This is a genomic window from Qipengyuania sp. SM2512 (genome assembly GCF_054954005.1).
The window spans coordinates 496,817-517,431 of the sequence record NZ_CM143134.1 but is presented as its reverse complement, the minus strand read 5'-3'; the positions used below and the strand labels follow the sequence as shown (position 1 = coordinate 517,431).

Annotated in this window: 18 protein-coding genes and 1 tRNA gene; 9 read left to right on the top strand and 10 right to left on the bottom strand. The window is 64.9% G+C overall.

Annotated elements, in window-relative coordinates:
• Positions 1-52 precede the first annotated feature (52 nt).
• Positions 53-2,419: a TonB-dependent receptor gene (locus tag ACQ5J0_RS02640; protein WP_462568974.1), complete on the bottom strand. Its 2,367-nt coding sequence runs from the start codon at positions 2,417-2,419 to the stop codon at positions 53-55.
• A 151-nt stretch (positions 2,420-2,570) separates the two neighbouring features.
• Here ACQ5J0_RS02640 and ACQ5J0_RS02635 point away from each other — a divergent pair, with 151 nt between their 5' ends.
• Together ACQ5J0_RS02635 and ACQ5J0_RS02630 are read left to right on the top strand one after the other, a co-directional pair.
• Positions 2,571-3,191 carry a TetR/AcrR family transcriptional regulator gene (locus ACQ5J0_RS02635; protein ID WP_462568973.1) on the top strand — a complete coding sequence of 207 codons (621 nt, stop codon included), beginning with the start codon at positions 2,571-2,573 and terminating at the stop codon, positions 3,189-3,191.
• 66 nt (positions 3,192-3,257) lie between these two features.
• On the top strand, positions 3,258-3,482 hold the full coding sequence (locus ACQ5J0_RS02630; RefSeq protein WP_462568972.1) for a hypothetical protein: 225 nt from the start codon (positions 3,258-3,260) through the stop codon (positions 3,480-3,482).
• Between the two features lie 126 nt (positions 3,483-3,608).
• Here ACQ5J0_RS02630 and ACQ5J0_RS02625 read toward each other — a convergent pair whose 3' ends face one another.
• The 4 genes from ACQ5J0_RS02625 to ACQ5J0_RS02610 all read right to left on the bottom strand — a co-directional run bounded on the left by ACQ5J0_RS02625 (position 3,609) and on the right by ACQ5J0_RS02610 (position 6,554).
• Positions 3,609-4,067, bottom strand: coding sequence for a hypothetical protein (locus ACQ5J0_RS02625; RefSeq protein ID WP_462568971.1), 459 nt, complete (start codon positions 4,065-4,067; stop codon positions 3,609-3,611).
• Positions 4,068-4,104: 37 nt separating this feature from the next.
• Positions 4,105-4,269: a hypothetical protein gene (locus tag ACQ5J0_RS02620; protein WP_462568970.1), complete on the bottom strand. Its 165-nt coding sequence runs from the start codon at positions 4,267-4,269 to the stop codon at positions 4,105-4,107.
• Positions 4,270-4,761: 492 nt separating this feature from the next.
• Positions 4,762-5,901 (bottom strand): MFS transporter, encoded by a 1,140-nt coding sequence (locus ACQ5J0_RS02615; protein ID WP_462568969.1) that lies wholly within the window; start codon positions 5,899-5,901, stop codon positions 4,762-4,764.
• On the bottom strand, positions 5,898-6,554 hold the full coding sequence (locus tag ACQ5J0_RS02610) for a TetR/AcrR family transcriptional regulator (RefSeq protein WP_462568968.1): 657 nt from the start codon (positions 6,552-6,554) through the stop codon (positions 5,898-5,900). The genes ACQ5J0_RS02615 and ACQ5J0_RS02610 overlap by 4 nt, the downstream gene beginning before the upstream one ends.
• A 164-nt stretch (positions 6,555-6,718) precedes the next feature.
• On the opposite strand from ACQ5J0_RS02610, the gene ACQ5J0_RS02605 reads away from it, so the two are divergent.
• The 4 genes from ACQ5J0_RS02605 to ACQ5J0_RS02590 are packed head-to-tail and all read left to right on the top strand — an operon-like array spanning position 6,719 to position 11,855.
• Entirely contained in the window at positions 6,719-8,980 is a 2,262-nt protein-coding gene (locus ACQ5J0_RS02605; protein WP_462568967.1) for a TonB-dependent receptor, read from the top strand.
• 18 nt (positions 8,981-8,998) lie between these two features.
• Positions 8,999-10,270 (top strand): aminotransferase class III-fold pyridoxal phosphate-dependent enzyme, encoded by a 1,272-nt coding sequence (locus ACQ5J0_RS02600; RefSeq protein ID WP_462568966.1) that lies wholly within the window; start codon positions 8,999-9,001, stop codon positions 10,268-10,270.
• Positions 10,270-11,217, top strand: a complete 948-nt coding sequence (locus ACQ5J0_RS02595) for a carbohydrate kinase family protein (protein WP_462568965.1) — start codon at positions 10,270-10,272, stop codon at positions 11,215-11,217. Before ACQ5J0_RS02600 ends, ACQ5J0_RS02595 begins: the two co-directional genes overlap by 1 nt.
• Positions 11,217-11,855 (top strand): class II aldolase/adducin family protein, encoded by a 639-nt coding sequence (locus ACQ5J0_RS02590; protein ID WP_462568964.1) that lies wholly within the window; start codon positions 11,217-11,219, stop codon positions 11,853-11,855. The genes ACQ5J0_RS02595 and ACQ5J0_RS02590 overlap by 1 nt, the downstream gene beginning before the upstream one ends.
• Positions 11,856-12,053: 198 nt before the next feature.
• On the opposite strand, the gene ACQ5J0_RS02585 is transcribed toward ACQ5J0_RS02590, so the two are convergent.
• Both ACQ5J0_RS02585 and sppA read right to left on the bottom strand, forming a co-directional pair.
• Positions 12,054-12,128: transfer RNA gene (locus ACQ5J0_RS02585), tRNA-Val, on the bottom strand.
• Between the two features lie 92 nt (positions 12,129-12,220).
• A complete protein-coding gene (gene sppA / locus ACQ5J0_RS02580; protein ID WP_462568963.1) occupies positions 12,221-14,101 on the bottom strand; it encodes a signal peptide peptidase SppA in 1,881 nt (626 codons plus the stop codon).
• A 107-nt stretch (positions 14,102-14,208) separates the two neighbouring features.
• Between sppA and ACQ5J0_RS02575 the strand changes: the two genes are divergently transcribed.
• Positions 14,209-15,228, top strand: a complete 1,020-nt coding sequence (locus ACQ5J0_RS02575; RefSeq protein WP_462568962.1) for an aspartate carbamoyltransferase catalytic subunit — start codon at positions 14,209-14,211, stop codon at positions 15,226-15,228.
• A complete protein-coding gene (locus tag ACQ5J0_RS02570; RefSeq protein ID WP_462568961.1) occupies positions 15,225-16,457 on the top strand; it encodes a dihydroorotase in 1,233 nt (410 codons plus the stop codon). Before ACQ5J0_RS02575 ends, ACQ5J0_RS02570 begins: the two co-directional genes overlap by 4 nt.
• 58 nt (positions 16,458-16,515) lie before the next feature.
• Here the strand turns inward: ACQ5J0_RS02570 and ACQ5J0_RS02565 are convergent, their stop codons facing one another.
• From ACQ5J0_RS02565 to ACQ5J0_RS02555, 3 genes are read right to left on the bottom strand one after another with little or no spacing between them, the layout of a single operon-like run.
• The gene (locus tag ACQ5J0_RS02565; RefSeq protein WP_462568960.1) at positions 16,516-17,877 is read right to left on the bottom strand and encodes an SPOR domain-containing protein; all 1,362 of its coding nucleotides are present in this window, start codon (positions 17,875-17,877) and stop codon (positions 16,516-16,518) included.
• Between the two features lie 36 nt (positions 17,878-17,913).
• On the bottom strand, positions 17,914-18,468 hold the full coding sequence (locus tag ACQ5J0_RS02560) for a hypothetical protein (protein WP_462568959.1): 555 nt from the start codon (positions 18,466-18,468) through the stop codon (positions 17,914-17,916).
• Positions 18,469-18,494: 26 nt separating this feature from the next.
• Positions 18,495-19,211 carry a ParA family protein gene (locus tag ACQ5J0_RS02555; protein WP_067612417.1) on the bottom strand — a complete coding sequence of 239 codons (717 nt, stop codon included), beginning with the start codon at positions 19,209-19,211 and terminating at the stop codon, positions 18,495-18,497.
• Between the two features lie 240 nt (positions 19,212-19,451).
• Between ACQ5J0_RS02555 and ACQ5J0_RS02550 the strand changes: the two genes are divergently transcribed.
• Positions 19,452-20,558 carry an SPOR domain-containing protein gene (locus ACQ5J0_RS02550; RefSeq protein WP_462568958.1) on the top strand — a complete coding sequence of 369 codons (1,107 nt, stop codon included), beginning with the start codon at positions 19,452-19,454 and terminating at the stop codon, positions 20,556-20,558.
• Positions 20,559-20,615: the final 57 nt, after the last annotated feature.

Sequence of the window (20,615 nt, the reverse complement as noted above, 5' to 3'; positions counted from 1 at the left end):
GCAGCGCCCCGACCCCGTTTTCCTCGATTGCCCGGTGTGGCCCGGTAGGGCCCTAGAACTTGACCTCGGCGGTCACAAAGAAGCGCCGCGGATCGCCGTAGAAACCGGTCAGCGTGCCTTCGCGCCCAAGGGTCGAGACGAAGGGCACATCGCGGCCATTGCCGGTCACGAAATTATAACCGGCAACGATATAGCGCTTGTCGAACAGGTTCTTGGCGTGGGCCCCGATCGAGAAGCGGTCGCTGTCGTCGGTGTAGACGATTGAGGCGTCCACCAGCGCAAAACCGTCCTGGTCGAGGAAGTCATTGGCCACCTCGAACTGGCTAGCGTCCGAGCGCAGCGAAATCGAGCCGAGGAAATCGACGATTCCGCTGGCCACCGGCAGGCCGAGGTTGAACCCCATATGCGCGGTGATGTCGGGAGTGTTCTGGAACACCCGCTGGTCGGCGACATCCACCCCGAAGGCGTCGATGAAGGTGTTGTACTTGGCATCGAGCAGGCCCAGCGACCAGTTGAAACCGAACCGGCTTCCCAGCCCGGCAAAATCGCGCCCAACCACGGCGTTGCCTTCGAATTCGATGCCGTTGACATCGGCGCTGGCGGCGTTGGAGGTGATCCCGATGAAGCTCTCGTTGACCCCGTCGCCATTGGCGTCGACCCCGACCGATCCGGGGATCTGGACATCGCTGTAGTCGCCCTTGAAGGCCGCGAGCGAGAGGAACAGCCGGTCGTCGAGCAGCGAGGCCTTGTAGCCCAGTTCGTAACTGTCGACCTTTTCGGGGCCAAAGCGGAGGAAGGCGAACTCATCGTCGTAATCGATATCGCCGTCGCCATCGAGATCTGGCGCCGCCGAGGTCTGCCCGCGCGGGTCGAAACCGCCGCCCTTGAACCCCTTGGAATAGGTGAAATAGAGCGTGTGATTGCGCGAGGGCTTGTAGGCGATCGAGGCGCGCGGGGTGAATTCCTCGAAGGTTTCCTCGCCGCGGAAATCGCTGGTTACGGCAATCGGGACCGCCGCGGTCGGGCCAAACAGGTCCGAATATCCGCCGATGAAGGTGGTGCGCAGCACACGGCTGTCGCGCTTGTCCCAGGTGTAGCGGCCGCCCAGCGAGACGCTCAGCCGATCGGTGAGGTCATAGGTGAAATCGCCGAACACCGAATAGGTCTCGGTCGCCACATCACCCAGCGTCTGCGCGTTGAGCCCCGGCAGGCCCAGCAGCGCTCCGGTGGTGAAGATCGCCACGTCGAAGGCGGTGAAGGCGGTGGCGTTGAGGTAATAGGCACCCAGCACGCCATTGAGACGGTCGCCCTGATAGAGCAGCTGCAGTTCCTGGCTGAACTGGTCGTTCTCATAAATCGCCGGTACGTCGAGATCGGCAACCGCAAGGCTGTCGAAATCGATCGGGCTAGTCGATGTGTCCTCGCGATAGCCGGTGATCGATTTGAGCGTGATGGTATCGGAAACTTCCAGTTCCACCGTCAGCCCGCCGCCATAAGCCTCGACTTCCTGATCCACCACATCGAGCCCGGCGCGGGTGTCGTAGGGATCGTCGAGCACGGGTTGCCGCGTGACGAGGCTGGGGATCAGCCGGGCCCCCTGGCGCGCTTCGCTCTGGTCCTTCACATAGTCGCCCGAGAGGCGGACGAACAGCGGACCGCTGTCGAATTCGATCGTCCCGCGCGCCGCCCAGACGTCCTTGTTGTAATTCTCGGTGCCGAGCGTGAGATTGTCGCCGAAGCCGCCGCGCGACAGCCGGGCGCCGCTTGCCCCGATGCTCAGATTGTCGGTCAGCGGAGTCGAGGCGGTGACGATCAGATCAGCCTGGTTGTAGGAGCCATAGGTGCCGCGCAGCTTGACGCTGGTTTCCTCGGGCAGCCGCGCGGTGACGTATTTGATCGCGCCCCCGATGGTGTTGCGCCCATACAGCGTACCCTGCGGTCCGCGGAGCACTTCGATGCGTTCGACATCGTAGATGTCGAGCACCGAAGCTTGCGGGCGGTTGAGGTAGACATCGTCGACATAGAGCCCGACCCCGGCTTCGAACCCGGCGACCGGGTCCTGCTGGCCGACGCCGCGGATGAATGCGGTCAGCGTGGTGTTGGTGCCGCGGCTGACCTCGAGCGTCAGATTGGGCACTTCCTGCGCGATTTCGGTCAGGTCCTGCGTTCCGCTGCGCAGCAATTGCTCGCCCGACAACGCGGTCACCGACAGCGGAACGTCGATCAGGCGCTCGTCGCGGCGCCGTGCGGTGACGATGATGACGCCATCGTCCGCCGCGCGGGCTTCCTGGCCTGCAGTCGGTTCAACTTCGCCTCCTGCGGCGGTGGTGGTGGATTGCGCCGCGGCGGGCGCGGCAAATGCCAAGGCGGCGCCGCTTGCCAACAGGCCGGCACAGATACGCGAACGATTGAAACTCATCGACTCTCTCCCCTCTGGAATTCTCTTCGAACTCTCTCGCCTGCCGCAATACTGAAACATGAACCACCTTTCAAGTTTGTTCTTGCATGGGGCCGGCTTCGATGCGAGATCGGCGGGCATCGGAACGGAGCGGACGAGGAAGAGGGCGGCAATGGACACCGCGAGGCACGAAGGCGAGAAGACGCCGCGGACCGAGAGGGGGCGGCGCACCTTGCGTAAACTGCTCGACGCGGCGGCGAGCGAGTTCGGCGAGCGCGGATTCCACGACGCCTCGATCAGCACCATCACCCGCCGGGCCGGGGTCGCGCTGGGGAGTTTCTACACCTATTTCGACAGCAAGGACGCCATCTTCCGCGCCCTGGTCAGCGACATGAGCGACGCGGTGAAGCTGGCTGCGCGCGAAGCGATCGCTCCCGAAATGCCGCCGCTCGAAGTGGAGCGTGCAGCGCTGGAAGCCTTCCTGCGCTTCGCCGGCAAGCACAAGGAAATCTACCGCATCATCGACGAGGCAGAATTCGTCGATCCCGAGAGTTATCAGGTGCATTATCGCACCATCGCGCAGCGCATTGCTGACCGGCTGGAGAACGGCGCGGCGCAAGGCGACATGCGCTCCGGTCTCAGCGAGATCGAAGCCTGGGCGCTGATGGGAATGAACGTGTTTCTCGGCCTGCGCTATGCGATCTGGGCGCAGGCGGACGATCCCGATCCTGCAGAGATCGCGAGACGCGCCAATCTCTTGCTGACTGCGGGGATCGCGGGTGAAAAGCCCTAGGCGCCGTAGCGAATGTTCGGAACGCCTTCGGCGACAAGCCGTTGGTCGGGCAAAGGAGATTATACTATGATCGGCAAGATTATCGGAGCATTCGTGGGCGACAGGCTGGCCAAGCGGGCCGGCGGTTTGAGCGGGGCGCAAGGCGCCGCGCTAGGCGTCGTCGGCACAGCAGTGCTGCGCCGCATCAGCCTGCCCGCGATGGCGGCTATCGCTGCAGGCGGATACGCCGCGAAGAAGCTTTCGGAAAAGAACGCAGCCAGCAAATCCGGTGCCGCCGACTCGTCGCGCTAATCCGACCAATCGGACGAATCAGAGCAGAAGAAGGCGCCCGAGGAAAACTCCGGCGCCTTTTTCTATGTGCCGGCGTCGGGACTCGATCGTCTGTCTGCCGGATCGACCCGGCATTGCCGAACCCGGTTAGGCCGCTTGCGGCCAATGGCGTGCGATCGGCTGCGACCAGCGGACCAGGCGCGGCGCCTCGCGTTTGGCAACAAGCCATTCGGCGAGACCGAGCGCTTTGCTTTCCTCGCCGCGGGCGATCGCCTGCATCATCGATTCGAGCAAGCGTTCCTGCGGGGTGCGCCTCATGGAACAGGGCGTGCCCACATCGAGTGGGCGCCGCCCGGAGCGACATAGCAACTGCGTGACCCGCTCCACCGACCAGCGGATCCGATGCCCCTCGGCGCGGGGCGGCAGATCGATCACGTCGTTGGCAGGCTGCAGTACAGCCGGTCCGGCAAGGCGAAACAAATCGAGCATAAGTGAACCCATCTCCTGCTGGAAATGAGAATGACTTGCAGTAGCGTGCAGCGCAAGCCCTAAGATGCAAAAAGCCGGGTGAAGCCCCTCAGGGCCACCCGGCTTTTCGATCTGCATCTTACCCGCCTTGATGGGCGGGTGGAAGGCAAGCGTGTCAGGCGACCTGGCGCTGCACGTCGGCAGCGACGAATTCGCCGCACCAATCGTCCTGCGCGACATTGGGCCAATGCGCCTTCTTGTCGCCCTCGGCGGGGGAGGGGGCATAGCGGCGGCATTCGCTGCTCATCGTCTGATAGAATTTGCAATTTTCGCAGTGCATAGTCGATCTCCTAATTGCTCGGTCAAAGATGTCGATTGCGGGCCTAGTAGCGCGGATCAAAAAAGCAAGTAAAATCAATTACTTAAGATTGATAATCAGTAGCAGTCAAGGCGTGCTACTGCGAATTCGAGGCATTAGGAGCTGGCGTCCCGAGCCCGCCCTTCCCGCCTAAGAATTCCAAAGCGATCCGCAGAGACAACGGCAACCCTGCATGACCCGAAGGCAATGAGAAAGGCTGGCGTGCCTGCGGGTCAACCGGAACGCTGCCCTCTCAGGAGCGGACTGCGTGGGACAGGGCACGTCCATACCACCTCCCGCTCAATCCAGATTACTTCCGATGGCCGCCTGGATGGGCCGGGACTATCGGGCCCGGTCCGCGCAGCCAAAAGTGCAGGTTGCCAAGGCGGCGCTCGGGCCGAGGACGGACCGTCCGATTCTGAAGCGGCATCTATCGAAAATGGCGCCAGGCGCCTTCCGCTCCAAACGGGACCGCTAGCTGCGAACCGCGTGTTTGTTCAGGTATGAAGATGCAGCAAGCGCGAGGAATACCGCTGCGCTGAAAACTAGCGCCGCACCGACCGAGAAGCTGCCGACGGCGATGCCGGCGAGTGAGGGAAGCAATGCAGCGCCACCCAATTGAAAAGCTGTGACGTAAAGGACGGCGCGACGCGACGGGTCAATTTCGATCAGCCACCCGGCAAAGAAAGGCAGGGTGAAGAGCCAAAAGAAGCCGAATACGATGCTTGCGGTCAAAATTGCGATTGCGTTGCCCCTGCTGAAGAGGAACAGAATAACCGACAGGGCGGCTGCGATGGCGCAGACGGCGATGGTCTGCCTGTTGGGTAAACGCTCCCCAAAGTGCGCAGCGGTCAGCGCGCCGATAACTTGTGCGACGAGGCATAACGATATCGCGGTGCCCTCGAAGGTCGGAGTGTATCCTTGATCGATAAGCCAGAGGCCGAAGTAGCTCCAGACCGAGACGATCGCACCCAGAAACAGGCCCGCCCCCAACAGAGCGACCAGGCTGGCCTGCGAGATGGCGCCGCGTTCACCGTCCGGCGCTGCGGGCTGGAGCTCTCGTGGAAGAGACAAGGAAGCTGCAGTCGCGACCGCGCCAGCGATGGCAAGGACAATCAGCGCGGTTCCGGCACGCGAACCTCCCAAGATGACAAACGGAAGCGAGGCGGCGGCGACCGCCTGCATCAAAGTTTGGGCCGCAAGAAAGATCGCACTGGCCCGTTCGACCCGAGCCACGCGAGAGATGGAGACAAGCGTCGATGCTAGCAGCACGCCCTCGCTCAACCCGGCGATGGCGCGGGATGAAGAGACGATTGCCACGCCCGATTGCCCTGCAAGCAGCAGGTTCATACCCACGAGGGCGATCCCCGCGCTCGCCATGACGAAGCGGGCGCCCAGCTTGCGGAGTAGCCAGATACCAGCGAGCGTTCCCAGCATGATGGCGATCATCTCGATCGTTACCAAATTGCCTACGCGCGCTTCGTCGATCCGTCCCTCCTCCACCATTGCACCGAGCAGGATCGGGTGCACGCCCAGAACGAGCAACGCGCACGCTCCGATCAGTATGGAGGTGCCCAGAGTCCGAGCGCTGACGGGCGCAAGCGGAGCGCTCAACGCGTGGACTTCCGGTCGGTGCGCAATGGCAGATATTCCGGCAGGAATGTGCGCGAATAGGCGACGCGCGCACGGCGCGCCTGCTCCTCCATCTTGTCTGTAATCAACCCGTAGCGGTGGATCGACAGCGCCCAGATGGCATCATTTATCACGGTGATTTCGACGAGCCGGTCGTGCAGGTCGGGAATTTCCGGCATCACAAAGGTCTGGGCCAGCAACTCCATGCTGCGGCCTGCCGTCACGATATTGCTGTCGAGATCCTGGAGGCGGATATCCGACGAAAATGCCGGCCCTTCCAGCAGAACCTGGCGCGCAGCGGGATGTTCGTTGAACCACTTTTGCCCGGCGCGATACTGTAGCGTCTGCAGTTCCTGCCAGCTCTCGATATCCGGTGGCGCCTCTGTCAGCACGCCTGCTTCGAACCGCTTCAGATATCGTTCGGCGAGCGCGCTGAACACGAGATGCGGCTCGGGGAAGAAATGGTAGATCGAGGGTGGCGAGATATCGACCTCGGCGGCGATGGCATGGATGCTGATCGCCGAGGGGGGGAGGGTCTCGAGCAGCCGCTCTGCCCCATCGAGAATCGCCTCAAACCGCGCCTGGCTGCGCTTTTGCGAAGGGCGGCGGATTTCCGCTCGGGTTATGTCACTCATTGCCATGCGCACTCCTGAGGCCTGCATCCATCAGCGATGACAGCTCACAAATCAATCATTTATCCGGTTAATACGCCAAATCATGAAATATTCTTGACTCCCCCTCGAACTATCGCTCTCTAAACCCGATAAATATCCGAAATCATTTCCTGGAGGGGGAATCGATGAAGCACGGTTTTGCATTGGTCTCGGTCTCGTTGCTGGCCTTGGTGCCAGCGGCTGCGGCGGCGCAGCAGTCGGGAGAGGCTTCCACAGCGGCTTCACCCGAAGTGCCGGAAGCTACGGATGCCGGAGAACAAGACGGTCTCAACGTCATCGTGGTAACCGCCCAGCGACGCGAACAGGACATCCAAGACGTGCCGATCAGCGTAACGGCGATCAGCGGTGACGACCTGACCGAAGTCGGAATTCGCGACCCCCGCGACCTGACTCTCCTGGTGCCTGGTCTCTCGGTTCAGTCGGGCACATCCTCGACGACGACCTCACTGTTCCTGCGCGGCGTCGGCATTGGCGATTTCAATTCCAACACCACGGGCGCGGTGGGGGTCTACGTTGACGACGTCTTCCTCGGTGCCAATGCGGGCAAGCTGTTCAATGTGTTCGACAGCGACGGGATCGAGGTCCTCAAAGGACCGCAAGGTACCCTCTACGGCCGGAACACCACTGCCGGAGCGATCCGCTTTTCGTCGCGTAAACCGACGGATGAATTCAGCGCCGATGCGGCGGTTTCTTACGGACGGTTCAACGAGGTCAGCGCCGAAGCTGGCGTCGGCGGGCCGATTGTGGGGGGCGTACTGAAGGCACGCGTCGCCGGCACTTATCTGCGCCGCGACGGCTGGCTGCTCAACCGGGTAACCGGCAACAAGCTCAACGACCTCGACATGTGGGCGGGGCGCGTCATCCTCGATTTCACGCCGAATCCGGACATTCTGGTTCGCGCTATCGTTCACGGGGGTCAAAACCGCGGCGGGGCGCGCCAGTTCCAGCATCGCGGGTCGGGCGTCGATCTCGTAGGTAATCCGATTTCCGCCGGCGGCGTGCCGCTCGACGGGCTTGGCTATGCCGACACCGACGGTGACGTCGATGCCGGTGACTACAACATCGAAGGACAGGAGCGCGTCGATGTGTTCGGGGCGTCGCTGACCGGCATAGTCGATATCGGCGATGTTACGCTCACCTCGATTTCCGCTTATGAGCAGGTCCGCCGCAATACGTTGGAAGATACCGACGCCAGCCCGAACGACGTGCTGACCGCGACCTATGTCGACCGACCGGAGCAATACAGCCAGGAACTGCGGCTCCAGTCGCGCGATGCCGGTCCGGTCAACTGGATCGTCGGCGGATTTTATTTCTACGACAAGCTGGTTACGGGCAGTTCGTTCGACATCCTGCGTATCCTTCGCGATCCGAGCGACCTTCTCGGCACCTTCGATCCGGTCAATTCGATCGGGAATTACGCCTATCCCTACACTCAGAAGACCGAAAGCTGGGCCGCTTTCGCCCAAGCGGATATCGAACTGACCGACAGGCTGACGCTGACCGGGGGGCTGCGCTATTCGGCCGACAATATCGATTTCGAATACCAGGGCTACTTCGACGATGTGGTCGTCGTTCCGATCCTCGAGTTCAGCGGCTCAGAGACTTTCAAGGATCTTTCGTGGCGAGCCGCGTTATCGTTCGAAGCGAGCGACGATCTGATGATCTATGCATCGTCCTCCAAAGGCTACAACAGCGGGGGTTTCGCAGGCGGCTCTTCCAGCGATATCGCCCAGTTGCAGCCCTTTGATTCGGAGACGCTCTACGCCTACGAAGCCGGCTTCAAGAGCGATCTTCTCGACCGCACCCTGCGCTTCAATGCGGCCGCCTTCTACTACGACTATCGCGACCTTCAGGTGTTCGTGTTCGACACTTCCGGCGTGTTGCCGGTGCAGCGCAAGCTCAATGCGGGCAATGCCGAGATCTACGGTCTCGAGGTCGAATTGCAGGCGCAGCCGTCGCGCTTTTTCAACGCCTTCGTCAACGCGAGCTTCCTGCACGCGCGCTACGAGGAATTCACGGCGCTGGCGGCGGAGGATTATTCGGGCAACGAATTGGTCAATGCGCCCGATTTCTCGATTTCGGCCGGCTTCTCGGTCACTCAGCCGCTGCCGGGCGGCAGTGCCTTGCAATTGCGCGCCGACGGCAGCTTCCAGTCGGAAACCTTCCTCACCCCCGACAACGCCCGCGCCAATCGCGTGGAGCCCTATGGTACTGCCAACATCAGGTTCTCCTGGTCGTCGGCGGACGAGAGGCTCGAGCTCGCCGTGTGGGGCAAGAACGTCACCGGCACGCGCTTCATCACCTATATCTCGCCTGTCGTGACCATGGACCAGATCAACTACAATGATCCGTCCACTTATGGCGTGCAGGCCGTCCTGAAATTCTGACCAGCAAGTGAGATGGATATGAACCGAACAAAGGACTTCGCGCTCCGCGAGCGCGCCCTCAAGGTAATTCCGAACGGGATGTATGGGCATCAGTCGGTGCGGATCCTGCCCGCCAGCTTCCCGCAATTCTTCGGCATGGCCGAGGGCGCGTATATCTGGGATGTCGATGGCAATCGCTATCTGGATTACATGTGCGGCTACGGCCCGAGCCTGCTTGGCTACAAGGACGAGCGGGTCGAGGCGGCAGCGCGCGAACAGGCCCAGATTGCCGACACACTTACCGGCCCTTCGCCCCTGATGGTCGAGCTCGCCGAAACCCTGGTCGAGATGGTCGACCATGCTGATTGGGCGATGTTCTGCAAGAACGGCACCGATGCCACCACCATGGCAATGACCAGCGCGAGGGCCCAGACGGGCAAGCGCGTCGTGCTGGTGGCGAAGGGCGCCTATCATGGCGCAGCCCCGTGGTGCACGCCGATCCCCGCAGGGACGCTGGCAGAAGACCGCGCGCATTTGCGCATCTACGAATATAACGACGTCGCAAGTCTCGAAGCCGCAGCTGCCGAGGCGGGCGACGATCTCGCCGCCATTTTCGCATCGCCGTTCCGCCACGACGCCTTCATCGACCAGGAAGCGCCCAAGCGGGCCTATGCGCAGCGCGCGCGCGAGCTCTGCGACGAGGCCGGCGCGATGCTGATCGTGGACGAGGTTCGCGCCGGTTTCCGCCTTGCGCGCGGCAGCAGCTGGACGGAACTGGGTGTGCAGCCCGACCTCAGCGCCTGGGGCAAATGCTTCGCCAATGGCCACCCCATTTCGGCTTTGCTCGGTTCGGACAGCTGCCGCGATGGCGCCGGGTCGATCTATGCGACCGGCTCATTCTGGCTCTCGGCGGTGCCGATGGCGGCGGCGATCGAGACCTTGCGGATCATCCGCGAGAGCGATTATCTCGAACATATGGAGCGCCTTGGCGCCCGCCTCCGCGAGGGACTGGATATCGCGGCGAAGAAGCACGGCTTCGCCCTCCGCCAGTCCGGGCCCGTCCAGATGCCGCAGATCATGTTCGCAGACGATCCCGATTTCCGCGTCGGCTATGCCTGGGCGGAAGAAATGCTCGCCCGGGGCTTCTACATGCATCCCTGGCACAACATGTTCCTCTGCGCTGCAATGAGCGAAGCCGACATCGAGGAGACCATCGTCGCCGCCGACGATGCCTTCGCGGCGCTAGCGGACCGGCTGGACGAGATCCCGCCGCACCCAATCATGACCGCGCTCGCGGCGGCAACAGTATAGTGAGTCCCCGGCTCGACCTGCTCGCCGTAGGCCTCACGACGCTCGATATCACGGTTCGTTCGGTGACCTCGCTGCCCGAAGGTGACTCCGGCCAGATCGTCGAAAAGATCGCCCTGTCGCCCGCGGGAACCGCAGGAGGTACCGCGCTGGTTGCGCAGAAGCTGGGCCTTTGCGCGGCGATCTCCTCGGCCGTCGGCGACGATCCGCAGGGGCGGATCGTGCGCCTTATGCTTGAAGCCGCGAAGGTCGAAACGGACTTGCTCGAAATCGATCCTAATTGGCCGACATCGACCACTGTCCTGCCGATCCGGCCGAATGGCGACCGTCCCAACTGGCACATGATGGGGGCGAGCGTCTTCGCGCCCGTTACCGATGCAACCTTTGCAGCGCTCGAGCGCACCAGCGCCGTCCATTGGGCCGCGGTTGGCTTCCCGGGCAGCAGCGGGAAAGGCGCGGAGTTTTTGCGCGAGGCGCGGGCGCGGGGCATATTCACCTCATGCGATCTGATCGCACCATCGGAAGCGGCGCAGGCGGATCTCGATACGCTGTTGCCCCATGTCGATCTGTTCATGCCCAGCCTCGCCGAAATGCGCGAGCTCGCCGGGACGGGCGACCCGGTCGAGGGCGCGCGGCGCTTTATCCAACGCGGGGCCGGAGGCTGCCTGGTCAAGCTGGGCGGAGAAGGGGCATTGCTCGTCCTGCCGGATCGGCAAATCCATGCGCCCGCGCACCGGATCGATCCCGTCGACACGACCAGTTGCGGCGACAGCCTTTGCGCGGGATATATCGCGGGGCGTGCACGCGGGCTCGATCCTGCGGAGGCGCTGCGTTTCGGGATTGCAACCGCCGCGCAGGTCGCGCTCGGCGTCGGTACGCTGGGCAAATTGGAAGATTACGAGACCACTCTGGCGTTCGCCCACGATACACCCGCTAAGGAGAGCCGTTGATGAGCGAAGCCGAGGCCCGACAGCAGCTCGTCGATGCCATGCGTACGCTCGACGCGCGTGGCCTCAATCGTGGGACCTCGGGCAATATTTCGGTTCGCTTCGAATCCGGCATGTTCGTAACCCCTTCGGGCGTAGCGCCCGATCGGCTGACACCCGACCTCATGGTTTTCGTGGGCGGGGATGGCAGCGTTGCCGAAGGCTCGGCTCGCCCATCGAGCGAATGGAGGATGCACCTGGGACTGTACAAGCGTCGCGCCGATGCGAACGCGATCGTGCATTGCCATGCCCGCTATTCGACGATCCTCGCATGCGCACACCGTGAGATTCCCCCGCTGCATTACATGGTCGCGGTGAGTGGCGGAGCGAGAGTCCCGGTGGCGCCCTATGCGACTTTCGGCAGCGAGGAGCTTGCCGAAGGCGTCGTTCGAACACTCGACGGGCGTTATGCTTGTCTGATGGCCAATCACGGCCTGATCGCGCTTGCCCCCGCGCTGCCGGTTGCCATGGCTATCGCTGAGGAGATCGAGGAACAGGCCGCCGTCTATTGCGGTACACTGGCGGTGGGCGGCCCGAAGCTGCTCGATGAGGCAGAGATGGAGCGGATCATCGGAGCCTTCAGGCAGTACGGGCAGCGCTGAGCGGAGGAATGATCCAAGCGACTTCGCCGCCCTCGAGGCAATAGGTAAAGAACTCAACGATCGCTACTGGTGGAGACGGTCGAGCCTGGCTGGCTATTGAGCTACCTTTGGAAGTCGACGCCAGCAAGGTTTCCGCCCCTTTCTTTCCATGTTCGTTTCATGGAACCCGGCACCACCCCCTTTAGCGCTTAGAAGGGGTGGTGGGCGCGGCAGGGATTGAACCTGCGACCCCACCCGTGTGAAGGGTGTGCTCTACCACTGAGCTACGCGCCCGCCCGGGCCTCGCGGCGCCAGTCGGCGGCCGGTCGGGCAGGGGCGCGCCTTTACTTGGGCGGCGCGCGCTTGGCAAGCGATTGCGAAACGGCTCAGCGCGCGAACAGCGCTGCCAGTTTCGCCAGCCAGCCCGACAGTTCACGGCCCTCCGAGGCACCATGCCGCAGTGACGGTGGACATTCGAGGCAATAGGCCTGCGCGCCCCGCGTGGTCAGCAACCGTTCGAGATCGCCGACGAGGCGGCCACCCAGCGCTTCCTGCTGGCGTGCAAAGAGCGTGGCGATATCGGCGCGCGCAACCTTGCTGTCGTCGACCAGCAACTGACGCAACAGCGTATCGTAAGTCCCCGGCTCGCGGCCCAGATAGTCGACATACCACTCGCCCTCCTCGAGATCCGCCTGCGCCGCGGCCCAGGCCAAGGCGGTATCGAGGCCGCCATATTGATCGACCAGGCCGATCTGCCGCGCCGCACCGCCATCCCAGACCCGGCCCTGGCCGATCCGATCGACTTCCTGCGCCGAGAGGTTGCGCGCCGCGGAAACCTGCGCGATGAAATCCGCATAGCCATCGGCCACGGAGGCCTGCAGAATGGCATCCACCTCGGGCGTAAAGCCGCCCACCAAATCGGGCTGGCCCGAGAGCGGGGTGGTGCGCACACCGTCGACACTGACGCCGATTTCGTCTGCCAGTCCCTCGAACGTCGGGATCACGGCAAATATGCCGATCGAGCCGGTGATGGTCTCGGGCTCGGCGAAGATTCGGTCGGCGGGGGTTGCGACCCAGTAGCCGCCGCTCGCGGCGACATTCGCCATCGACACGGCAATGGGTATGTCGCGCGCCTTGTGGCGCAGGATGGCGCGGCGGATTTCCTCGCTCGCCATCACCGACCCGCCGGGCGAATCGACCCGCACGACCAGCGCGGCCAGATCGGCCTCCAGCGCTTCGTCGAGCAGTTCCGCAATGCGGGTCCCGCCGGCGATTCCTGGCCCCGCATCGCCGTCCACGATTTCGCCTGCGATGGTCACCACGCCGATCGCCGAGCCGGTCTCGGCAATCTGGTTGTCCTGCAGCCAAGGCTCGAGCCCGGTTTGCGGATAGGCGTTGAGTTCGGTGCTCCACTCGTCCTCGCCGACCAGCTCCACCAGCCTGGCGTCGAACTCCTGTCGGCTGCCAAGCTTGTCAACGAGTCCGGCCGAAAGCGCCGCCCGGGCGAGATCGCCGCCCGCGGCCTCGATCCAGCCGACCGGATCGCTCGTAACCCGCGCGATATCAGCCTGCGGGCGCGCCTTCTTCACATGCGCCTGCCATTCCTCCCACAGCGCGCCATAGAGCGCGGCATAGTTTTCGCGCGCCGGCTCGGACATGGAGTCGCGTAGATACGGTTCGACCGCGCTCTTGTAGGTACCGACCCGGTAGACGCGGGCATTGACCTTCAGCCGGTCGAGCAATTCGCCGTAATAGAGCTGTCCGCCGCCGGGGCCGGTGACGATGGCGCCGCCCAGCGGGTCGAGCCAGATTTCACTCGCGTGGCTCGCCAACATCACCCCGTCGTCGGCATAGGCGGAAGCGAAGGCAAGCACCGGCTTGTCCGCCGCGCGCACGCGGTCGAGCGCTTCGCCCACCGCCTGCAGATGGACCTGCCCGCCGCCCAGAAAGCTGTCGAGATCGAGCACAACCGCCTCGATCCGGTCGTCGCCGGCGGCCGCATCGATCGCACGGACGAGTTCGCGGGCCTCGAATTCGCCGACCGGCACGGTCTGCGAAAGGAGTGCGGCGAATGGGTCGATCTCGGAACGCTCTTCCACGATCAGGCCGTTGAGTTCGAGCACCAGTGCACCTTCGCGCACTTCCGCCGGGCTTGGCCGCGCCGTCAGCACCGCGAACAGCAGCGTGAAGAACAGCAGCATGAAGACGAGCACCAGCCCATCCTTCAATCCCACCAGCAAGCGCCAGACCCGGCCCGCGAATTTCATAGTCGATCCTTCAGGATAATCAGGGGCTCTACCTAGGCATTCATCGGCGAAACACCATGCAATTGTGCTTGAGCGGGTGATGGAGCTCGACTAGGAGCTTGGCTTTAATGACATCGTCGCCGCTCCGCCCCGCCTCCGGCCGCTATCCCGCGGGCCGGCAAGCTTTTCCGCATCGCGACCTGACCGGGATCGGTCAGCTCGAGCGGCACGAGATCTTGTATCTGCTCGACGAGGCGGAACAATGGGTCGAACTCAACCGCCGCTCGAACAAGCATCACGATGCGCTGGCGGGGCTGACGATCATCAACGCCTTCTTCGAGAATTCCACCCGGACGCTGCTGTCGTTCGAGATCGCGGGCAAACGCCTGGGCGCGGATGTGGTCAATATGCACGCCGCCCAGTCTTCGGTGAAGAAGGGCGAGACGCTGATCGACACCGCGATCACGCTGAACGCGATGAACGCCGATGCGATCGTGATCCGCCACGGATCGAGCGGGGCGACGCAGCTTATCGCCAGCAAGGTCGATTGCCCCGTGCTCAACGCCGGCGACGGCCAGCACGAACACCCCACGCAGGCGCTGCTCGACGCGCTGGCGCTGCGCGAGGCGCTCAGCGACCGGGGCGAGCCGAGCGAGGATTTCACCGGCCTCACCGTGGTGATCTGCGGCGACATCATGCACAGCCGGGTCGCGCGCTCGAACCTGCTTTGCCTGCAGGCGCTGGGGGCCACCGTCCGTCTCTGCGCGCCGCCGCCGCTGATGCCGCTCGGCGTCGAGGCGATCGGCGCAGAGGTGTTCCACGATTTCGACGCCGCGCTGGCGGGCGCCGATGTGGTGATGATGCTGCGGCTGCAGAACGAGCGCATGAGCGGGCAGTTCATCCCCTCCGAACGCGAATACCGCCACCTTTACGGCCTGACCCGCGCCCGGCTCGACGCCGCCGCACCCGAGGCGCTGGTGATGCACCCCGGACCGATGAACCGCGGGGTCGAGATCGACAGCGATGTCGCCGATATGGGCGAGCGCTCGCTCATCACCCGGCAGGTGGAGATGGGCGTCGCGATCCGCATGACCTGTCTCGACGTGCTGACCCGCAGCGCGCGCGGCGTCGAGGGCTGGGCGGTATGAAGCAGACGGCACCACTGACGATCACCGGGGGACGGCTCGTGCTCGCCGATGGCGTGCGCGAGGGCGCCGTGCGGCTGGTCGATGGCCAAATCGACGCACTGGGCGATATCGCACCGCAGGACGGCGACGAGGTTATCCAGGCGAGGGGCCAGCTGGTGGCGCCTGGGCTGGTCGATTACGGGGTCTTCGCGATCGACAAGCCGGCGTTCCATTTCGGCGGGATCACCCGCGCGGCGCTGATGCCCGACCAGTCGCCGCCGCTCGATCTGCCCAGCCGGGTGGCCTATATCGCCAAGAGCGGCAAACCCGATTTCTGGGTCCACCCGCTGGCCGCCGCGACTCGCGGGCTCGAGGGCACCCAGCTCGCCGAGATCGGTTTGATGCGCGAGGCGGGTGCGCGCGGGATCGCCACCGGACGGCGCTGGATCGGCGATACGGGCGTGATGCTGCGCTTGCTGCGCTACGCCGCCATGCTCGATCTCACTGTCGTCGTGCATGCCGAGGATGGCGCGCTGGCGGGCGATGCGGTCGCCACCGCGGGCGAGATCGCGACGCGGCTCGGCCTGCCGAGCGCGCCCGCCGAGGCCGAGGCGCTGGCGCTGGCGCGCGATCTCGCGCTCGCAGAAATGGCCGGCGCGCGGGTTCATTTCCGCCAGGTGACCACCCGCGCCGGGCTTGCGCTGATCCGCGCCGCCAAGGACCGCGGCCTGCCCGTGACCGCCGGGGTGACCCCGGCGCATTTCATGCTTTCGGATCTGGCGACCGCCGATTTTCGCAGCTTCATGCGATTGTCGCCCCCACTGCGGGTCGAGGACGACCGGCAGGCGGTGATCGAGGCAATCGGCGACGGCACGATCGACGTCGTCGCCAGCGGCCACGATCCGCGCGGGCCCGAGCAGAAGCGGCTGCCCTTTGCCGATGCCGCGCCGGGTATGGCCGGAGCCGAAACGCTGCTGGCGATGGTGCTGACGCTGGTGCGCGACGGCACGATCGACATGGCGCGCGCCTTCGCGCTGGTCGCGGCGACACCTGCGCGGCTGCTCGGTGTCGGGGCGGGGGCGCTGGTCGCGGGCCACGAGGCCGATATCGCGCTGATCGATCCCGAGAAGCCATGGGTGATCGACAGTGCGAAGATGGCGGCGACCGCGGGGAACACGCCCTTCGATCGCCAGCCCACGCAGGGCCGGGTCACCGCGCTGTTCAAGGGCGGGATGCGGATCGGCGGCTAGCCGCGACGAAAGGCTCTCCCGCGATGGGGAGGGGTTTCGCCGAGCTAGAAATTCGGGGTCAGCGCGCTGCGACGCGGACGTTGTTGTCGATCATGCCGGGCAGCGGATTGCTTGCGGCATAGGCGATGCACCCCGCTCCGCCGCGCTTGACCGACCGGCACAGGCCCTGCGCCGAGCTCTTGGCGAAACCACCGGCCGCGACGCGGTAGTAGATCTTGCCCTTGACGTTGGCCTTGGTGATGACCTGCTTCGCGCCGTCGAGCTCGGGGTGGCGCTTCAGGAAGACCTTCCACGCGGCCTGGGCATCGGACATCGAGAAATAGGAACCGAGCTGCACCCGGTAGTCGCCCGAAGCCATCGCCAGCGCGGGCCGGGCGGCAGGAGCCTGCGGCGAGGCAGCCGAGCGGGGCGCAGGGGTGACGGAGCGGGTCCTCGCGGGAACGGCCTGGACCACTTCGCGGCTGAGGTAGCGCGCGCCGGGGGAAGCCGCCGTATCGGTCTGCGCCGGAGCGCTGGCCTGCACTGCTCTCGGCGCGGAGGGAAGCAAGGCAAGAGCCGGAGCCGGGCGATCCGCCTGCGTCACCGGGGGAAGCTCGCCATTGCCGAAGCTGCTGGCGAAATCGCCGCCCGCTGCGGAATCGGCGCGGTCGTCGGGCGCCATGGTTTCGGCGGCAAGCTGGTCGACGCTGTCGAAATTGCGCAGCGCGAGCATGGTCGGCTGGCCCGGATCGCGGACCATCTTGACGCTGAGCAGGTCGGCGATCCGTCGCTGGTACATTTCCGGCGCGGAAAGAACCGCCCATTTGCTCATCGTGTCGCCCAGCTTGTCGGCGGGCACGTCCTCGGCGGCCATGATCCGCGCGCTGCGCCAGTCGCCCTGAAGCGCGAGGCTGTAGGCGAGGTTCTGGCGCACCTTCATGGTGTTGGTTCCGTTGCGCAGCAGATTGCCAAGCACGTGCACGGCTTCCTGCGGGCGACCAGCGAGGGCGATCGCGAGACCGTAGTCGGCGGGATCGAGGCGATCCTTGTAGCGGTCGAGCGTGGCGAGTGCCCGGGCCTGCTGACCCGCTGCGATCTGTGCCAGCGCAAGCCGCGTGAGCGTACCCGAAGAGCTGTCCCCCAGCGTGGCCGCTTCGGCCAGAGTGGTGGCGGCGGAGTCGAACCGGCCCGCCTCGATATAGGCAGTGCCCAGCAGCGCGCGTGCGGCAGCATCGCGCGGGGTCGCCAGCACGGCGGCCTCGGCGTGGGTGACAGCCTTGTCGCCCTTGCCCTTGGCGAGCGCTTCCTGCGCCTTGGCGGTGGAGGCCTGCGCGGGCGGGGCGACATTGGCGGTGCAACCGGTCAGCGCGACCGTGGCGAGCGCCGTGGTCAGGGCAAGGCCCAGCTTCCGGTTGCTCTTCGCTGTCATCGTCTTGCTCATTCTACCCCTCCTGAGGGTTCGGATTTGCGGCAAAGGTCAATCGCGCTTCACCTGCGCGGCGAGTAGGTCGATGTCGGGCATCTCGGACAGCAGCGCATCGAGCGCCTCGGTCACGAGTTGCTGGGCGCTGCGACCCCTTACGGTGCAGGCGAGGCGAAGCTTGAGATGGCGATCTTGGTCGAGCCGCAGCGTGAAGGCGGCGCGTTTGCCGCCGACGGTGGCGGGCTTGCTGGCACGGGGTTCGAGAGCGGAGCGCGAGAGCGGCGTTTCCAGCTTCTGGGCGATGCGTTCGATAGTGTCGCGGACCGGGCTTTGCGCCTTGCGCTGAACCAGGACTTCCGCCTCGGCTTGGCGAACTGGGGTGTCGTCTCTGGTGGCAGGGGATAGCGAGACAACCTCGCCTCCCGATGCCGGTGCCTTGACGATCGGCTCCTCGCCCATGTCGTTCCAGCCCAGATCTTCCAGGTTGGCAGCGGCTTCCTTGCCATCGACCATACCCGGTGCACCGTTCTGCGGACGCATGGCAGGGCGCGCGCCGCCCTTGCGGGCCAGCAGCGTGGAGGACAGAGAGGCGAAGCCGGTGTCGCTCATGGCGTAATCCTGCAGCCTTTTTACGGTTACTGGGCCACGCGGCGACCGAAGCCGCCCGCGGGTCGATGGGCACCGGCCATCTGGGCCTGGTGGTTGGGCGCTGCGAAGATCGTCCGGCGGAAGTTCTTCTCCAGCCGATCGGAAACGTATTTCCACAGCGCGGTCACTTCGGCAGCGCTGCGGCTGTTTTCGTCCACTTCCATCACCGTGCGGCCGTCGATCATCGAGGCGGCGAAATCGGTGCGGTGGTGCAGGGTAATCGGGGCGACGGTGCCGTGCTGCGACAGCGCGACCGCGGCTTCGGAGGTGATCTTGGCCTTGGGCGTCGCGCCATTGACCACGAACACAAGCGGCTTGCCGGCGCGTTCGCACAGGTCGACCGTGGCGCCCACGGCGCGCAGATCGTGCGGGCTTGGCCGGGTGGGGACGACGATCAGTTCGGCCACCGCGATGACCGACTGGATCGCCATGGTGATGGCGGGGGGCGTGTCGATCACCGCGAGCTTGAAGCCCTGCTGGCGAAGCACGTTGAGATCGCTGGCGAGCCGGGCCACGGTGGTCTGGGCGAAGGCGGGGTACTCCGCCTCGCGCTCGTTCCACCAGTCGGCGAGCGAGCCCTGAGGATCGATGTCGATGAGAACGACCGGGCCGGCACCCGCCCGCTGAGCCTGAACGGCCATATGACCGGACAGGGTTGTCTTCCCCGATCCGCCTTTTTGCGATGCCAACGCCAGTATTCGCACGGCCCGGTCCCCTTGAATTATGCCCTAGATCGTCGTCGAATTCGCTCGCAAAACGCGAGGTCTCGACAGGGAAATCGCAGACTACCCTCAATTTTGGGTTAACGGGTGCGGGTAAAACGCGCCGCCCGGCAGCGCAAAAGACAGCCAAGATTTTGCTAACGCGGGTTTTACTATATGTTCAGTGGGGTAAACGTAGGCGAAAGCATGAAATCCATGGAGACGGCGATGCGCAACCCGATAGTGAGACGAACCGGCCTGACTGCGGGCGCCCTGACACTGGCCGGTCTGCTGATGACGAGCGCCGCCCCGGCGCTGGCAGACGTGAAGCAGGGCGTCGACGCCTGGGCGGCCGGCGATTATGCCACCGCAGTGCGCGAATGGTCGGGCCCGGCGGCGCAGGGCGATCCCGATGCGCAGTTCAATATGGCGCAGGCTTACCGGCTGGGGCGCGGGGTCGAGGCCGATCCGCGTCAGGCCGAGGCGCTCTATGCCGCCGCCGCGGCGCAGGGCCATGTGAAGGCTGCCGACAATTACGGTCTGCTGCTGTTCCAGGACGGCCGCCGCGAGGAAGCAATGCCGTATGTGACCGATGCTGCCGATCGCGGCGATCCGCGCGCGCAATATCTGGTCGGGGTGGCCCATTTCAACGGCGATCTGGTCGAGAAGGACTGGGTCCGCGCCTATGCTTTGCTGACGCTGGCCAACGGGACCGGCCTGCCGCAGGCGCGCGCCGCGCTGACGCAGATGGACGAATACATCCCGCTCGACCAGCGCGAGCAGGCGCAAGTGCTCGCGCAGCAACTCGACGCCCGGGCGAACGCCAACCGCGCACAACAGCTTGCAACCGTCGATCTCGAACGCGGACCGGTGCAGACCGCGATGGCTCCCGAACCGGTTCCGGACCGGCCGCAGCCGCCCATGGTGCTGCCCGCGCCGACCGCCGCGCCGGTTACCACCGTTGCGGTCGATCGGGCGGGGGCCGACTACACGCTTCCGCAGACCCAGCCCGCCTCGGCACCCGCCGCCCTTCGCGCCACCGCGGATCAGGCCCCTGCTGCGGCTCCAGCACAAGTTCGGACCGCCGCCGTTCCCGCTACGGCTTCGGCGGGGACCGCGATGAACGGCCCCTGGAAGATACAGCTTGGCGCCTTCGGGCAACCGGGCAATGCCGATCGCCTGATCGAACGCATGCGCAGCCGCAGCGCGCTGTCCGGGGCTCGGCTCGTCGAGGAGCCCGAGGGTCGCTTGACCAAGGTCATGGCCACGGGCTTCGCCAGCCGTGCCTCGGCCCAGCAGGCTTGCAACACGCTCAAATCCGGCGGTCAGGATTGCCTGGTCACGCAATAGGCTCGCGGTAACGCCTTCCCCCTCGCGCTGCCTTTGCTAAAAGGGCTGCACGAGGGG

Excerpts from the sequence above, each read along its gene's own strand:
- ACQ5J0_RS02590 (WP_462568964.1), top strand. The coding sequence starts at position 11,217 with ATGAGCGAAGCCGAGGCCCGACAGCAGCTCGTCGATGCCATGCGTACG.
- ACQ5J0_RS02610 (WP_462568968.1), bottom strand. The coding sequence starts at position 6,554 with ATGAGTGACATAACCCGAGCGGAAATCCGCCGCCCTTCGCAAAAGCGC.
- ACQ5J0_RS02600 (WP_462568966.1), top strand. The coding sequence starts at position 8,999 with ATGAACCGAACAAAGGACTTCGCGCTCCGCGAGCGCGCCCTCAAGGTA.
- ACQ5J0_RS02565 (WP_462568960.1), bottom strand. The coding sequence starts at position 17,877 with ATGAGCAAGACGATGACAGCGAAGAGCAACCGGAAGCTGGGCCTTGCC.
- ACQ5J0_RS02625 (WP_462568971.1), bottom strand. The coding sequence starts at position 4,067 with ATGCAGATCGAAAAGCCGGGTGGCCCTGAGGGGCTTCACCCGGCTTTT.
- ACQ5J0_RS02575 (WP_462568962.1), top strand. The coding sequence starts at position 14,209 with ATGACATCGTCGCCGCTCCGCCCCGCCTCCGGCCGCTATCCCGCGGGC.
- ACQ5J0_RS02570 (WP_462568961.1), top strand. The coding sequence starts at position 15,225 with ATGAAGCAGACGGCACCACTGACGATCACCGGGGGACGGCTCGTGCTC.
- ACQ5J0_RS02560 (WP_462568959.1), bottom strand. The coding sequence starts at position 18,468 with ATGAGCGACACCGGCTTCGCCTCTCTGTCCTCCACGCTGCTGGCCCGC.
- ACQ5J0_RS02630 (WP_462568972.1), top strand. The coding sequence starts at position 3,258 with ATGATCGGCAAGATTATCGGAGCATTCGTGGGCGACAGGCTGGCCAAG.
- sppA (WP_462568963.1), bottom strand. The coding sequence starts at position 14,101 with ATGAAATTCGCGGGCCGGGTCTGGCGCTTGCTGGTGGGATTGAAGGAT.
- ACQ5J0_RS02605 (WP_462568967.1), top strand. The coding sequence starts at position 6,719 with ATGAAGCACGGTTTTGCATTGGTCTCGGTCTCGTTGCTGGCCTTGGTG.
- ACQ5J0_RS02640 (WP_462568974.1), bottom strand. The coding sequence starts at position 2,419 with ATGAGTTTCAATCGTTCGCGTATCTGTGCCGGCCTGTTGGCAAGCGGC.
- ACQ5J0_RS02620 (WP_462568970.1), bottom strand. The coding sequence starts at position 4,269 with ATGCACTGCGAAAATTGCAAATTCTATCAGACGATGAGCAGCGAATGC.
- ACQ5J0_RS02635 (WP_462568973.1), top strand. The coding sequence starts at position 2,571 with ATGGACACCGCGAGGCACGAAGGCGAGAAGACGCCGCGGACCGAGAGG.